15 protein-coding genes are annotated in these 13239 nt (G+C 70.0%); 6 read left to right on the forward strand and 9 right to left on the reverse strand.

All coding sequences use genetic code 11. From position 1 onward, the window contains the following. Positions 1-65: 65 nt before the first annotated feature. A complete protein-coding gene (erpA, locus tag BO64_RS01300; RefSeq protein WP_496401464.1) occupies positions 66-398 on the forward strand; it encodes an iron-sulfur cluster insertion protein ErpA in 333 nt (110 codons plus the stop codon). Here erpA and BO64_RS01305 read toward each other — a convergent pair. From BO64_RS01305 to BO64_RS01315, 3 genes are read right to left on the reverse strand one after another with little or no spacing between them, the layout of a single operon-like run. Further along, the gene (locus tag BO64_RS01305; RefSeq protein ID WP_496401465.1) at positions 395-853 is read right to left on the reverse strand and encodes an SRPBCC family protein; all 459 of its coding nucleotides are present in this window, start codon (positions 851-853) and stop codon (positions 395-397) included. The genes erpA and BO64_RS01305 overlap by 4 nt on opposite strands. Next, positions 850-1191 carry an ArsR/SmtB family transcription factor gene (locus BO64_RS01310; RefSeq protein WP_496401466.1) on the reverse strand — a complete coding sequence of 114 codons (342 nt, stop codon included), beginning with the start codon at positions 1189-1191 and terminating at the stop codon, positions 850-852. Before BO64_RS01310 ends, BO64_RS01305 begins: the two co-directional genes overlap by 4 nt. Next, positions 1188-1841: a glutathione S-transferase family protein gene (locus BO64_RS01315; protein WP_496401467.1), complete on the reverse strand. Its 654-nt coding sequence runs from the start codon at positions 1839-1841 to the stop codon at positions 1188-1190. The genes BO64_RS01310 and BO64_RS01315 overlap by 4 nt, the downstream gene beginning before the upstream one ends. Before the next feature lie 113 nt (positions 1842-1954). Between BO64_RS01315 and xth the strand changes: the two genes are divergently transcribed. The 3 genes from xth to BO64_RS01330 all read left to right on the forward strand — a co-directional run bounded on the left by xth (position 1955) and on the right by BO64_RS01330 (position 4195). Beyond that, positions 1955-2734: an exodeoxyribonuclease III gene (gene xth, locus BO64_RS01320; protein WP_496401468.1), complete on the forward strand. Its 780-nt coding sequence runs from the start codon at positions 1955-1957 to the stop codon at positions 2732-2734. Positions 2735-2808: 74 nt separating this feature from the next. Next, positions 2809-3450 (forward strand): hypothetical protein, encoded by a 642-nt coding sequence (locus BO64_RS01325; RefSeq protein WP_496401469.1) that lies wholly within the window; start codon positions 2809-2811, stop codon positions 3448-3450. A 52-nt stretch (positions 3451-3502) separates the two neighbouring features. Further along, the gene (locus BO64_RS01330) at positions 3503-4195 is read left to right on the forward strand and encodes an NnrU family protein (protein WP_496401470.1); all 693 of its coding nucleotides are present in this window, start codon (positions 3503-3505) and stop codon (positions 4193-4195) included. Here BO64_RS01330 and BO64_RS01335 read toward each other — a convergent pair. The 4 genes from BO64_RS01335 to BO64_RS01350 all read right to left on the reverse strand — a co-directional run bounded on the left by BO64_RS01335 (position 4187) and on the right by BO64_RS01350 (position 8258). Next, positions 4187-4873 carry an aspartate/glutamate racemase family protein gene (locus BO64_RS01335; RefSeq protein ID WP_496401471.1) on the reverse strand — a complete coding sequence of 229 codons (687 nt, stop codon included), beginning with the start codon at positions 4871-4873 and terminating at the stop codon, positions 4187-4189. The genes BO64_RS01330 and BO64_RS01335 overlap by 9 nt on opposite strands. Before the next feature lie 5 nt (positions 4874-4878). Beyond that, on the reverse strand, positions 4879-6720 hold the full coding sequence (ilvD, locus tag BO64_RS01340; protein ID WP_496401472.1) for a dihydroxy-acid dehydratase: 1842 nt from the start codon (positions 6718-6720) through the stop codon (positions 4879-4881). A gap of 185 nt (positions 6721-6905) precedes the next feature. Then, positions 6906-7262: a globin gene (locus BO64_RS01345; protein ID WP_496401473.1), complete on the reverse strand. Its 357-nt coding sequence runs from the start codon at positions 7260-7262 to the stop codon at positions 6906-6908. Positions 7263-7334: 72 nt separating this feature from the next. After that, the gene (locus BO64_RS01350; protein ID WP_496401474.1) at positions 7335-8258 is read right to left on the reverse strand and encodes a Gfo/Idh/MocA family protein; all 924 of its coding nucleotides are present in this window, start codon (positions 8256-8258) and stop codon (positions 7335-7337) included. A 106-nt stretch (positions 8259-8364) separates the two neighbouring features. On the opposite strand from BO64_RS01350, the gene BO64_RS01355 reads away from it, so the two are divergent. Then, positions 8365-9366, forward strand: coding sequence for an NADP-dependent oxidoreductase (locus tag BO64_RS01355; RefSeq protein WP_496401475.1), 1002 nt, complete (start codon positions 8365-8367; stop codon positions 9364-9366). 66 nt (positions 9367-9432) lie between these two features. Next, a complete protein-coding gene (locus BO64_RS01360) occupies positions 9433-10335 on the forward strand; it encodes a cobalamin biosynthesis protein CbiG (protein ID WP_496401476.1) in 903 nt (300 codons plus the stop codon). 10 nt (positions 10336-10345) lie between these two features. Here BO64_RS01360 and BO64_RS01365 read toward each other — a convergent pair whose 3' ends face one another. Then, the gene (locus BO64_RS01365) at positions 10346-11701 is read right to left on the reverse strand and encodes an MATE family efflux transporter (RefSeq protein ID WP_496401477.1); all 1356 of its coding nucleotides are present in this window, start codon (positions 11699-11701) and stop codon (positions 10346-10348) included. Positions 11702-11831: 130 nt separating this feature from the next. Further along, positions 11832-13217, reverse strand: a complete 1386-nt coding sequence (locus BO64_RS01370) for a class II 3-deoxy-7-phosphoheptulonate synthase (protein ID WP_496401478.1) — start codon at positions 13215-13217, stop codon at positions 11832-11834. Positions 13218-13239 lie beyond the last annotated feature (22 nt).

Below are 13239 nucleotides of genomic sequence, written 5' to 3' on the forward strand. Positions count from 1 at the left end.
GCCGCTCGAAACCTCATATAGTCCAGGCCGCTATTTCGTTTAACAGGCGATGACCAAGAGCCCCCATGATGACCACGGACGTCACCCTGTCTCCCGCCGCCGCCGCGCGGATCCGCGCCCTGGGCGAGGCCGAGGGCCGGCCGGTGATGCTGCGGGTGGCGGTGGAAGGCGGCGGCTGCTCGGGCTTCCAGTACCAGTTCGACCTGGTGGACGCGGCGCAGGACGACGACCTCAAGGTCGAGCGCGACGGCGCCGCCGCCTTGGTGGACGTGGTGTCCATGGCCCTGCTGAAGGGCTCGGAGATCGACTTCGTGGACGAACTGGCCGGCGCCGAGTTCCGGGTCCGCAACCCCAACGCCAAGTCCAGCTGCGGCTGCGGCGTCAGCTTCTCGATCTAGGCGGCCAGCACGGCACCCAGCTTGTCGAGCAGCCAGCCGGTCCCCTCCTCGCGGCTGCCGGCGTCGTCGTAGCCGTCCAGGAAGGCGCCCTGTTCGGTCATGACGAGGCGCGCGCCCTGCCCTTCGGGCTGGAACTCGACTGTGGCGAGGGAGACCGAGATCCTGGTCCCGTCCACATGCATGTCGTAGCCGTAGATGATCCGGGCGTCCGGGATCACCTCGAAGCAGTGAGCCCGGAAGTCCGAGACCCTGCCGCCGGGATGTTTGCCCCACAGCCGTTCGGCCCCGCCGGTGCGGAAGTCCATGGACCGTTCGTAGCACTCGAAGCCCTCGGGGCCGTCGAACCAGCGGGCCTTCTCCTCAAGGCTCGCCCAGGCGGCGAACACCCGGGCCGGCGGCACGGGATAGGTCCGCTCGATGCGGAACATGGCGTGGACGACGCTGCGGTCGGTCATGTGGGCTCTCCCGGATCAGATTTCGGATTGGCGGCGAGATAGGCGCCGAGACGGTCCAGGCGCTGCTCCCAGGCGGTGCGGCGCTCGTGGATCCATTGCTCGGCCCGGCTGAGGGCGGCCGGCTCGATGCGGCAGGTGCGCACGCGGCCCGCCTTCTCGGAGGCGACCACCCCCGCCGCCTCCAGCACGGCCAGATGCTGGACGACCGCCGGCAGGCTCATATGGAAGGGCCTGGCGAGGTCGCTGACGGAGGCGGGACCGCGGCTGAGCCGCTCGACGATGGCCCGCCGGGTGGGATCGGCCAGGGCCTGGAACAGGCTGTCGAGGTCCTCGCTCACGCCGCCTTCCGCCCCGGGAACATGTGCCAGACAGGCTGCGCCTCCTCGAGGGTGCGAGCGAAGGACGGGCGCGCCTGCAGGCGATCAAGATAGGCCCCGAGCGTGGGGTGGCTCGCGCGGAACGGCAGCACCTTGTCGGCGTAGAACAGAGACGGCGCGGCGGCGCAGTCGGCCAGGGTGAAGGTCTCACCCGCCGCCCAGGCGCGGCCGGCCAGTTCGGTCTCCAACCAGTCGTAGCTTCTGGCGAGGGCGGCGTCGGCCTGGGCCACGCCCACGGGGTCTTCGCCGCCCCGGAAATTCTCGGCCACGATCCGCGACATGGGCTCCATGACGTAGCTGTCGAACACCCGGTCCAGCAGCCGCACGCGCAGGGCCGCCTCGGGATCGGCCGGGATCAGGCCGGCGCCGGGAGCGTGGAAGGCCTGGACGTATTCGATGATGATGCTGGTCTCCGGGATAAACCGTCCGCGGGCGGCGTCTTCCAGAACCGGCATCTTGCCCAGCGGCCAGCGGGCCAGATGGGCCGCGCGCGAGGCCTCGTCCTGAGGCTCCACCCGGCGGGTCTCGAACAGCATGCCCGCTTCGCGCAGGGCGACCTTGGCCTTCCAGCAGTAGGACGACAGCGGATGCTCGTGGAGGATCAGGGTCATGGCTCGGCTTTCGCTTAAGCGATTACTTAAGTATCAGCGTTCCACAACGTGCGCAAGCCATTGAGCCGAAGCGCCCACGCCTCTAGCTTCGCCCGCACGAACGGGAGCCTTCGATGCGCATCGCCACCTGGAATGTGAACTCGGTCAACGCGCGCCTGGAGACGGTGCTGCGCTGGTTCGAGGCGGCGAAGCCCGACGTGGCCTGCCTGCAGGAGATCAAGTGCGTCGACGAGAAGTTTCCCGCCGAAGCCTTTGAAAGGCTTGGCTATAATATCGCCGTCCATGGCCAGAAGACCTACAACGGCGTGGCCATCCTCTCGAAGCAGCCGCTGGAGGACGTGACCCGGGGCCTGCCGGGCGACGAGACGGACGAACAGGCCCGCTACCTGGAGGCGGTGGTGTCCGGCCCACGGCCGGTGCGCGTGGCTTCGATCTATCTGCCGAACGGCAATCCGGTGGGCACCGAGAAGTTCGCCTACAAGCTGGCGTGGATGGAGCGCCTGCGCCGCCACGCCCAGGACTTGCTGGCCCTGGAGGAGGCCTTCGCCCTGGTGGGCGACTACAACGTCATCCCCGAGCCGCGGGACGCCGAGTTTCCGAAGAACTGGCTGGACGACGCCCTCTTCCAGCCCGAGAGCCGGGCCGCCTTCCGGGCGCTGAAGAACCTGGGCCTCACCGAGGCCTATATGCAGGCGGACGGAGCCCCCGGCGCCTACACCTTCTGGGACTATCAGGCCGGGGCCTGGCAGCGGAACAACGGCATCCGTATCGACCACGCCCTGCTCTCGCCCCAGGCGGCGGACCTGCTGCGCGGGGTGGAGATCCACCGGGACGTGCGCGGCTGGGACAAGCCGTCGGACCATGTGCCCCTGGTGGTCGAACTGGACATCTAGGCCCGAGCAACCACTCGCATAACGCCGTCAGCTTGGCGGTAGGAAGACTCGCGAAACGCGCCTAGGCTCGCCGGATGGACGAGGTCGGGCGGCTGATCGTGCTGATGGCGATTGCCGGCGGCGCCTTCACGGCGCTGGGGGCCGCATTCCTCTGGTTTCTCGACGAGGGCCGGCGCGTCCGACGCAGCCTGAAGAAGGTTCTGGGCGGCGAACCGCACGCCCTCCTGGTGGCGCGGGGGACCGGCAAGGGCGTCGGCTTCGACTTCGCCGCCAACGCCGTCGTGGTCACCTGGGACCAGGGTGGCTGGTGCCTGAAATACCGGATCGAAGAGCTGATGGGCGCCGAGCTCATCGTCGACGGCCAGGTGACAGCGCGGACGCACCGGGGCGAGGCGCGGCGGGCCCTGGACAACCTTTCAGGCGCCAAGGAGCACGTGCGGCTGCGCTTCGTGTTCGACGACCTCACCTACCCCGACTTTGCGCTCGACCTCTGGCGGGCGGCCAGCGTCGCCGCGAAAAAGGGGCTGAGCTCCGCCGAGGCGCTGCAGGAAGGCGCCCGCTGGATCGCCCGCATGGAATCCCTCCTCCGCAGGCCGGTCCCGCGCCGGGGGACGACCATGGCGGCCGAGCTCCGGCGCCCCGGGCCGCCGTTGGCCGCACCCGACGCAGGTGCTGATGAGGACGACGACGAAGGAACGGCGGAAAACGCCGCATGAGTTGACAGCGTAAATTAAAAACACGAGTCTCGGACGTGGGAGGAGCTCCGCCATGACGAACCTCATCGCCGCCGCCGTCGTCTTCGTGCTGATCCATCTGCTGATCTCGGGCACCCGGGTGCGGGACGCCCTGGTGGGACGCCTGGGGTCAGGCCCCTACATGGGCCTGTTCTCGCTCCTGTCGGCCGTGGTGCTGGTCTGGCTGGGCTTCGCCTTCGCCGCGGCCCGGGGCTCCCCCGCCAACACGGCGTTCTGGGGCGTGGCGCCGGCGACGCGCCACATCCAGATCGGGATTCAGTTCATCGCCGTGCTGTTCATCGTCATCGGCCTGACGACGCCCAACCCGACGAGCGTGCGACAGGAGGCGGTGCTGGACCGGCCAGACGCCGTGGGCGGCGTGCTGCGGATCACCCGCCACCCGTTCCTGTGGGGCGTGGCCCTCTGGGCCGTGGGCCACCTCCTGGTGAACGGCGAGATCGCCAGCCTGATCCTCTTCCTCTCCATGCTGGCCCTGGCCCTGCTCGGGACCGCCAGCATCGACGCCAAGCGTCGGCGCGCGCTGGGCGCCAAATGGGAGGGCTTCGCCGCCCAGACCTCCAACCTACCCTTCGCGGCGATCCTGCAGGGGCGGCAGAAGCTGTCGATCGGCGAGATCGGCTGGTGGCGGATCGTGGCGGGCGTGGCGGTCTGGGTGATCCTGACCTGGACGCACCCCTACATCGCCGGGGTCTCGGCCCTACCCTAGGGCGAAATCGACCGCAGCCTCGCAGTGGGCCACGGCGCTGTCGACGGCGGGCAGCGCCATGGCGTCGGGATCGAGCAGCAGGCCGATCTCGGTGCAGCCGAAGATCACCCCGTCGGCGCCGGCGGCCCGCCCCCGCTCGATGATGGCCAGCACCGCAGCGCGGGCCTCCTCGCGGATCACGCCCTGGCAAAGCTCGTCATAGATGATTGCATGCAGCGCCTCGCGATCGGCGACGTCGGGGACGAAGCCGTCCAGGCCCTGCGCCTTCAGCCGTTCGAGGTAGAACGGCTTTTCCATGGTGAAGCGGGTGGCCAGCAACAGAGGCCGCCGAACGCCCCTCGCCTTCAGCGCCGCGGCGGTGGCGTCGGCGATGTGAATCACGGGCGCGCCCGCCTCGGCCACCTGCGGGGCGTTGATGTGCATGGTGTTGGCGCAGATCACCAGGGCCTCGGCCCCGGCGGCGACCAGGCGACGGGCGGCCTCGGCGAACTGGCGGCCGGTCTCGTCCCAGTCGCCGCGAGCCTGGAGCTCGGCGACCGGCGCGAAGTCCACCGACCACAGGATCAGCTTGGCCGAATGCAGACCGCCCAGCCGCTGGCGCACCAGCCGGTTCAGCAGCTGGTAGTAGACGACGGTGCTCTCGGCGCTGATCCCGCCGATCAGGCCGAGGGTGCGCACCCGGCCTAGTCCAGCTTGCTCACGTCGCGCACGGCCCCCTTGGCGGCGCTGGTGGCGAAAGCGGCGTAGGCCTTGAGGGCCCAGGATACCTTCCGGGGCCGGGGTTTGGCGGGCTTGAAGCCCTTGGCCGCCTGTTCGGCGTGGCGGCGGTCGAGTTCGTCCTGCGGCACCGCCAGCTCGATGGTCCGGGCCGGGATGTTGATCTTGATGAGGTCGCCGTCGCGGACCAGGGCGATCAGCCCGCCCTCAGCCGCTTCCGGCGAGACGTGGCCGATGGAGAGGCCCGAGGTGCCGCCCGAGAAGCGGCCGTCGGTGATCAGGGCGCAGGCCTTCCCGAGGCCCTTCGACTTCAGATAGCTCGTCGGATACAGCATCTCCTGCATCCCGGGCCCGCCGCGCGGCCCCTCGTAGCGGATAACCACCACGTCTCCGGCCACGACCTTGCCCGTCAGGATGGCCGAGACGGCCTCGTCCTGGCTCTCATAAACCTTGGCCGGCCCCTCGAAGACCAGGATGGAGTCGTCCACCCCAGCGGTCTTCACGATGCAGCCGTCGAGGGCGATGTTGCCGCTGAGCACGGCCAGGCCCCCGTCCTTCGAGAAGGCGTGCTCGGCGTCGCGGATGACCCCGCCCTCGCGGTCCAGGTCCAGCTCGTCCCAGCGGCGCGACTGGCTGAAGGCGGTCTGGGTCGGCACCCCGCCGGGCGCCGCTTTGTAGAAGGTGGCCACGGTCTCGCTGTTGGTCTGGCGGATGTCCCAGCGGGCGATGGCCTCGCCCAGGGTCGGCGAATGGACGGTGGAGACGTCGGTGTGCAGCAGGCCCGCGCGGTCCAACTCGCCGAGGATGGCCATGATGCCGCCCGCGCGGTGGACGTCCTCCATGTGCACGTCGGCCTTGGCGGGCGCGACCTTGCAGAGGCAGGGCACGCGCCGGGACAGCCGGTCGATGTCCTCCATGGTGAAGGGCACCCCGCCCTCGGCCGCAGCGGCCAGAAGATGCAGCACGGTGTTGGTCGAGCCGCCCATGGCGATGTCGAGGCTCATGGCGTTCTCGAAGGCCTCGAAGGTGGCGATCGAGCGCGGCAGCACGCTCTCGTCGTCCTGCTCGTAGTAGCGGCGGGCCAAGTCGACGATCAGATGGCCGGCCTCCAGGAACAGGCGCTCGCGGTCGGCGTGGGTGGCCAGGACCGAGCCGTTGCCCGGCAGCGACAGGCCGAGGGCCTCGGTGAGGCAGTTCATGGAGTTGGCGGTGAACATGCCGGAGCACGAGCCACAGGTCGGGCAGGCCGAGCGCTCGATGGCCTTCACCTCCTCGTCGGTGACGGCCTCGTCGGCGGCGGCGACCATGGCGTCGATCAGGTCGAGGGCGACCTCCTTGCCCTTGAGGATCACCTTGCCGGCCTCCATCGGCCCGCCGGAGACGAAGACGGTGGGGATGTTCACCCGCATGGCCGCCATGAGCATGCCGGGGGTGATCTTGTCGCAGTTGGAGATGCAGACCATGGCGTCGGCGCAGTGCGCGTTGACCATGTACTCGACGCTGTCGGCGATCAGCTCACGGGACGGCAGGCTGTAGAGCATGCCGTCGTGACCCATGGCGATGCCGTCGTCCACGGCGATGGTGTTGAACTCCTTGGCCACCCCGCCGGCGCGTTCGATCTCGCGGGCCACCAGCTGGCCGAGATCCTTCAGGTGCACGTGGCCGGGCACGAACTGGGTGAAGGAATTCACCACCGCGATAATCGGCTTGCCGAAGTCCGCGTCCTTCATGCCGGTGGCGCGCCAAAGGCCACGGGCGCCAGCCATGTTCCGGCCGTGGGTCGAGGTGCGGGAGCGGTACGCGGGCATGTTGGGTCCTGGCACGACTAACGAAAGCTGGCTTCCCATACGCCGGACGGCCAGCCGAGGCCAGATCGGCGCCTGCGACTTGTGAGGCGTTTGTTGCGTGTCGGCGCGGCGCCGGCCGCCTCACGGGCTGGATATGTGGCGCGATACGGCCCGCCGCGGAAATTCATGCCCCGGCCATGGCCAGGTCAGGGCGCGGCGGCGATCAGGCCCTGGATCCGCTGAAGCCGCGCGTCCCATGCCGCCTGGAACTCGGGCGTCCAGGCCTCGCCCAGGAGATCTCGGCAGGTCTCCATGACCACGGGGAAGAAGCTGGCGAAGGCCTCGGCCGGGACCTCGAAGCCCTCGTGGTTCATGCGCTCGGCGCGGATCAGGTTGGCTCCGTAGGGGCCATCGAGATCCATCAGGCAGTTGAGGGCCATGGCCAGCATCTCGCCCCGGATCGCGCCGTTCACGTCGCGCCAGAACAGATGCTCCATGTCCGGGAAACGGGCGAACAGGCGCGCATAGACGGCGGGCCCGGGATCGCCGGCCCGTTCAGCCACCAGCTCCAGGGACTGGACGATCGGATCGCTCAGCGTACGCCTCCTTTCGCACCTGGCGGGAGGCTAGCGCCGTTACGCGGCGTCCTCCAACGCCTGTTCCACGGCCACGGCCAGGTCCAGGGCCCGGATCGCCTCGTCGGCGGTGACCACCGGCCGGGGCGCCTCGCCGCGCACCGCCTGCAGGAAGGCCTCGACGCTGGCGCCCAGGGGATCGGCGGCGGCCGGGGTCTCGGCGAAGTCGGGATTGAGCGCGAAGGGCGTGGTGTTGCGGAAGGTGCGGGCCACAAAGTCGATCTCGACCTCGCCCGAGGGATAGACCACCCGCATGGTGCGCCGGCGTCCCTCGGCCATGCGGGAGACGTCGAAGCGGGCGGTGAAGCCAGTGTCGAAGCTGACCTCGGCCCGGGCCACGTCCCACACTCCGCCGGGACCGCGGCCCCCCTCGCCTTCCGCCGTCACCGGTTCGGCCGCGGCGATGGCCAGGGCCAGGTCGATGTCGTGGACCATCAGGTCGAGCACCGCCGACACGTCTCGGCTGCGCTCGGACGGGGGGCCATGGCGCAGGGCCTCCAGCAGCAGCGGCTGCTCGGGCGCGTCCAGCAGGCCCATGGCGCGGAAGACCACCCGCTCCTGGTGGCCGCACGCGACGACGAGGCCGGCCTTGGCGGCGGCGGCGCGCACCTTCTCCGCGTCGGCGACGCTGACCGCGATGGGCTTCTCCACATAGATCGGCTTGCCCGCCGCCAGCACCGCCAGGGCCTGTTCGGCGTGACAGGTGGCGGGCGAAGCGATGGTCACCACGTCCACGGCCTCGAGGAAGGCCTCCAGCTCATGGAAGGCCCGACCGCCCAGGGGCGCGGCCAGGGCGGCGGCGCGCTCGGGATGCGGGTCGAGCACCGCCGAGAGGGTCACGCCAGGCAGGCGCGCATACTGGCGGGCATGGTAGCCGCCGAATACGCCGGCGCCGATGACGCCACCTCGCAGGGTCTCGGACATGAACTCACCTCGGGCTGGCGCGGGGCCTAGCATGGTCCGGGCGCTCGACGCCACCCGCCCCCAAGGCTAACAATCGTTTGAAACCATAAGGGACCGGAGGAAACCCATGACCGCAGCGCGCGAGATTCGCCTGAAGAGCCGGCCCCAGGGCCTGCCCACCCACGACAACTTCGAGCTGGTCACCATCGATCTGCCCGATCCCGGCCCGGGCCAGGCGCAGGTGCGAAACCTCTGGATGACGGTCGACCCCTACATGCGCGGCCGGATGAACGACGTGAAGAGCTACGTCCCGCCGTTCGCCCTGGGCGAGGCGCTGCAGGGCGGCGCCGTCGGAGAGGTGGTGGCCTCCAACGACCCGAGCCTGAAGCCGGGCGACCTGGTGTTGTCGATGCTGGGCTGGCGAGAGGCGTTCAACGCCCCGGTCGGCGCGCTGCAGAAGCTGGACACCCAGGGCCTGCCGCCCCAGGCCTTCCTGGGCGTCGCCGGCATGCCGGGCCTGACCGCCTATGCGGGCCTGCTGCGGGTGGCCGGGCTGAAGGACGGCGACGTAGTGTTCGTCTCGGGCGCCGCGGGCGCTGTCGGCTCGATGGTCTGCCAGATCGCCAAGGCCAAGGGCCATGTGGTGATCGGCTCGGCGGGCGGGCCGCAGAAGACGGCCTATCTGAAGGAGATCGGGGTCGACCACGCCATCGACTACAAGGCCGAGCCGGACCTCACCGCCGCCCTCGCCCGCGTCGCCCCCGACGGCATCGACGTCTATTTCGACAATGTGGGCGGCGAGCATCTGGAAGCGGCCCTGAACGCCGCCCGCCCCTTCGCCCGCTTCGCCGAATGCGGGATGATCTCGATGTACAATTCCACGGAACTGCCCCCCGGCCCGCGTAACCTAGTGCAGGTGGTGGGCAAGCAGATTCGCATCCAGGGCTTCATCGTCTCCACCCACGCCGACCTGCAGGACGACTTCCAGCGCGACCTCGTCGGCTGGGTGCGCGAGGGCAAGGTGACCTGGAAGGAAACGGTCTTCGAGGGGATCGAGCGCGCGCCCGACGCCTTCCTGGGCCTGTTCGCCGGCGAGAACCTGGGCAAGATGCTGGTGAAGCTCGCCTAGCCGCGACGGACGGCGTAGAACGGCGGCTTCAGCTCAATCCTCGATCTTGTTTACCAGGAGCCTGCCGTGCCGCGCCTGTTCAGCGCCTATGTGATCGTCGACTGGAGCGCCGCCGCAAAGCCGACCACTGGGGCGGACTCCATCTGGATCGGCGTCCTGAAGCGTGACGTCCGGTTCCGGCTGGCGTTCGAAAGCCACAACCCGGCCACCCGGGCCGAGGCCGAGACGCGCCTGACCGCCATCCTGGACGACCTGCGCAAGCGCAGCGAGCGGGCCCTGCTGGGGTTCGACTTCCCGCTGGGCTTCCCGCGGGGCTTCGCCGAGGCCCTGAAGCTGCCGGGAGACGCCCCCTGGCAGGCGACCTGGGACCAGCTCGCCAAGATGGTGAAGGACAAGCCGGACAACACGAACAACCGCTTCGGCGTCGGCTCCGAGATCAACCGGCGGCTGACCGGCGGGCCGTTCCCCTTCTGGGGCTGCCCGCCGAAGGACGCCCTGACCACCCTGCAGCCCAAGCGCACGCGCGCCCACGGGCCTGACGACCTGCCCGAGTTCCGGCACGCGGACCTGGCGGCCAAGGGCGCGGCGTCGATCTGGAAGCTCTATTACAACGGCTCGGTGGGCGGTCAGGCGATCCTCGGCATCCCCTTTGTGCGCCGGCTGAAGCAGGCCCGGGGCGAAGGCTTCCGGGTGTGGCCATTCGAGACCGGCTTCAAGGCCCTGACCGAAGCCGACCTCGAGGGCGTCGAGGTGGTGGCGGCCGAGGTCTATCCGTCGCTGCTGAAGGCCCAACCCGCTCCAGGCGAGGTGAAGGATCTGGCGCAAGTGCGCGCCACCGCTGAACATTTCGCCCGACTGGACGAGCAGAACAAGCTCGGTGCCCTGTTCGCTCCGCCGCCGGGCGTGGCCGCCGACGCCGTGCTTGACGCCGAGCGCGAGGAAGGCTGGATCCTGGGCGCCGGCGCCTGACCGGGCGGGCCTAGAGCCCGCGCCGGCTGAGCATCCAGAAGCGGCCCAGCAGGAGTCCGCCCGAGACGAAGCTGGCGACGATCACCGCCCAGACGATGCCGTTGATGCCGAGCTTCAGCGGGATGGCGAACCAGTAGGCCAGCGGCATCATCACCAGGATGTAGCTGGCCAGGTGGGTGCAGGTGGGCAGCCAGACGTCGCCACGGGCGCGCAGGGCCTGGGCCGCCACCACCTGCAGGGCGTCGGGGAAAAAGAACAGGCACGACAGCGCCAGGGCCGGGGCCGCGAGGGCGATGGTCGCCGCCTCCCTGGTGTAGCCGTGGCTGATGACCTCGGCGGCGGGCCAGATGGCCAGGGAGACCAGCAGACCGAACACGCCCGTCACGGCGAAGGACACCACCCCGGCCCGGGTGATCCCGGCCGGGTCGCGGGCGCCATAGGCCTTGCCGACCAGCACCGCCGCGCCGGTGGCGAGGCCCAGCGGGACCATGAAGACGATGGCCGCCACGTTCAGGACGATGGCCCAGGCGGCCACCGCCAGGCCGCCGATCCAGCCGGCGATGACGTTCATGCTGGCGAAGGCCGCCACCTCGAGGAAGTTGGACGCGCCGGCGCCATAGCCGATGCGGCGCTGCTCGGCCTCGGCCGGGCGGTCGCGCTCGGGCCGGGTGAAGACGCCGAGCGCCCTGGCCTCCGGCAGGGTGGCGATGAAGGTCAGCATGGCCACGGCCAGGAAGGTCCGCGCGCCGAAGGTGCCCCAGGCCGCGCCCACCGCGCCCATGGCCGGCAGGCCAAAGGTCCCCGGCACGAACAGCAGCACGAGGCCGAGGTTGACGACGTTTGCTCCCCACATGGCCACCGCCGCCGGGCCGGGGCGCTGGAGCCCCTCCAGCCAGAAACTGGCGGCCACGCTCACCGCATAGGGCGTGAGCGACAGGCTGAAGACCAGGAGCGCCCGGGCCGCGCCGTCGGCGAGGTCCTTATCGAGGCCGATCACATGCAGGAACGGCGGGCCGACGATGGCCAGCAGGACCGTGGAGGCCAGGCCCAGCCAGACGCTGTAGACCAGGCCCCGGCGCAGAACCGCCCCGCTGCGCTCGCGCCGCCCCTCGCCCACCGCCCGAGCGGTCATCACCTGGACGCCGATGAGCAGGCCCACGAGGGCGGTGAGGACAACGCTGGTCGGCGCCCAGCCAAGGGCGTGATAGCCCAGCTCCTGGGCCGAGAACCGCCCCACGACCACGGCGTCGGTAAGGCCCATGGTCATGATCCCCAGGCGCGCGAGCACCACTGGCCCCGACAGCTTGAGGAGCTGGGCCAGGTCTTGACGGGCGAGCGAAGGGTTCTGGGCCGCGGCGCGGTCCATGGCGGGTGTTCCGGTTTTCAAAGAGGCGCGGAGACTGCGCCGCCCGGCCCGGCAGGGCAAGGCGGCGCAAGGGTCGTCCGGCGACAGCGGCCCCAAGCGTGGCCGCGGGGACACGCCGTGTGGCGCGGTCCTAGATGTTGACCGCGAGCCGCTTGGAGAGGTCGATGCGGTCTTCCTTCAGCTTCTCAGCCACCAGGAAGGCCAGCTCCAGGGCCTGCTCGCCGTTCAGGCGCGGGTCGCAATGGGTGTGGTAGCGGTCGGCCAGGTCGCCCTCGGTGAGGGCGCGGGCGCCGCCGAGGCATTCGGTGACGTTCTGGCCGGTCATCTCCAGGTGCACGCCGCCTGGGTGGACGCCCTCGGCCTTGCAGATGTCGATGAAGCTGCGGACCTCCGACAGAATGCGGTCGAACGGCCGGGTCTTGTAGCCGCTGGCCGCCGTCAGGGTGTTGCCGTGCATCGGGTCGATGGCCCACACCACGTTGCGGCCGCCGGACTTGGTGGCGCGCAGCAGGCGCGGCAGGCGGTCGGCGATCTTGTCGTGGCCGAAGCGGCCGTACAGCGTCAGCCGGCCAGGCTCGTTCTTCGGGCTCAGCACGTCGATGAGGCGCAGCAGCTCATCGGGTTCTAGGGTCGGGCCGACCTTCAGGCCGATCGGGTTCTTGATGCCGCGGAAGAACTCCACATGGGCGTGGTCAAGCTGGCGGGTGCGCTCGCCGATCCACAGCAGGTGGGCCGAGGTGTCGTACCATTCGCCCGTGGTGCTATCGACCCGGGTCATGGCCTCCTCGTAGCCGAGCAGCAGGCCCTCGTGGCTGGTGAAGAACTCCACCCGATGCATCTCGGGATGCGTGGCCGGAGTGACGCCGATGGCCGCCATGAAGGTCAGGGCCTCGGAGATTTTCTCGGACAGCTCGCGGTAGCGGGCGCCCTGCGGACTGTCGTTGACGAAGCCCAGGGTCCAGCGGTGGATGTTGTAGAGGTCGGCGTAGCCGCCGCCCGCGAAGGCGCGCAGCAGGTTGAGGGTCGCCGACGACTGGCCGTAGGCCTGGATCAGCCGCTGCGGGTCCGGCGTGCGGGCCTCCGGCGAGAACTCCATGCCGTTGATGTTGTCGCCGCGGTAGCTGGGCAGCTCGACGCCGTCCACGACCTCGACCGGCGAGGAGCGCGGCTTGCCGAACTGGCCGGCCATGCGGCCCACCTTCACCACCGGCTTGCCGCCGGCGAAGGTCAGGACCACCGCCATCTGCAGGATCAGGCGGAACAGGTCACGGATGTTGTCCGCGTGGAATTCCTTGAAGCTCTCGGCGCAGTCACCGCCCTGCAGCAGGAAGGCGCGGCCCTCGGCCACATCGCCCAGGAGGCTCTTCAGTCGGCGCGCCTCGCCCGCAAACACCAGCGGCGGCATCTTGCGAAGGGTTTGTTCGACGCGCGAAAGCTCGGCCAGGTCCGGATAGTCGGTCGGCACATGCTTGGCGGGTTTCCCTCTCCAGGATGCGGGCGTCCAGTGTTCGGTCATGGCTCCTACTCCGCGCCGCGGG

The organism is Phenylobacterium composti DSM 19425 (genome assembly GCF_059568645.1).

Excerpts from the sequence above, each read along its gene's own strand:
- BO64_RS01355 (WP_496401475.1), top strand. The coding sequence starts at position 8,365 with ATGACCGCAGCGCGCGAGATTCGCCTGAAGAGCCGGCCCCAGGGCCTG.
- BO64_RS01305 (WP_496401465.1), bottom strand. The coding sequence starts at position 853 with ATGACCGACCGCAGCGTCGTCCACGCCATGTTCCGCATCGAGCGGACC.
- ilvD (WP_496401472.1), bottom strand. The coding sequence starts at position 6,720 with ATGCCCGCGTACCGCTCCCGCACCTCGACCCACGGCCGGAACATGGCT.
- BO64_RS01365 (WP_496401477.1), bottom strand. The coding sequence starts at position 11,701 with ATGGACCGCGCCGCGGCCCAGAACCCTTCGCTCGCCCGTCAAGACCTG.
- BO64_RS01350 (WP_496401474.1), bottom strand. The coding sequence starts at position 8,258 with ATGTCCGAGACCCTGCGAGGTGGCGTCATCGGCGCCGGCGTATTCGGC.
- BO64_RS01315 (WP_496401467.1), bottom strand. The coding sequence starts at position 1,841 with ATGACCCTGATCCTCCACGAGCATCCGCTGTCGTCCTACTGCTGGAAG.
- BO64_RS01325 (WP_496401469.1), top strand. The coding sequence starts at position 2,809 with ATGGACGAGGTCGGGCGGCTGATCGTGCTGATGGCGATTGCCGGCGGC.
- erpA (WP_496401464.1), top strand. The coding sequence starts at position 66 with ATGATGACCACGGACGTCACCCTGTCTCCCGCCGCCGCCGCGCGGATC.
- BO64_RS01330 (WP_496401470.1), top strand. The coding sequence starts at position 3,503 with ATGACGAACCTCATCGCCGCCGCCGTCGTCTTCGTGCTGATCCATCTG.
- xth (WP_496401468.1), top strand. The coding sequence starts at position 1,955 with ATGCGCATCGCCACCTGGAATGTGAACTCGGTCAACGCGCGCCTGGAG.
- BO64_RS01370 (WP_496401478.1), bottom strand. The coding sequence starts at position 13,217 with ATGACCGAACACTGGACGCCCGCATCCTGGAGAGGGAAACCCGCCAAG.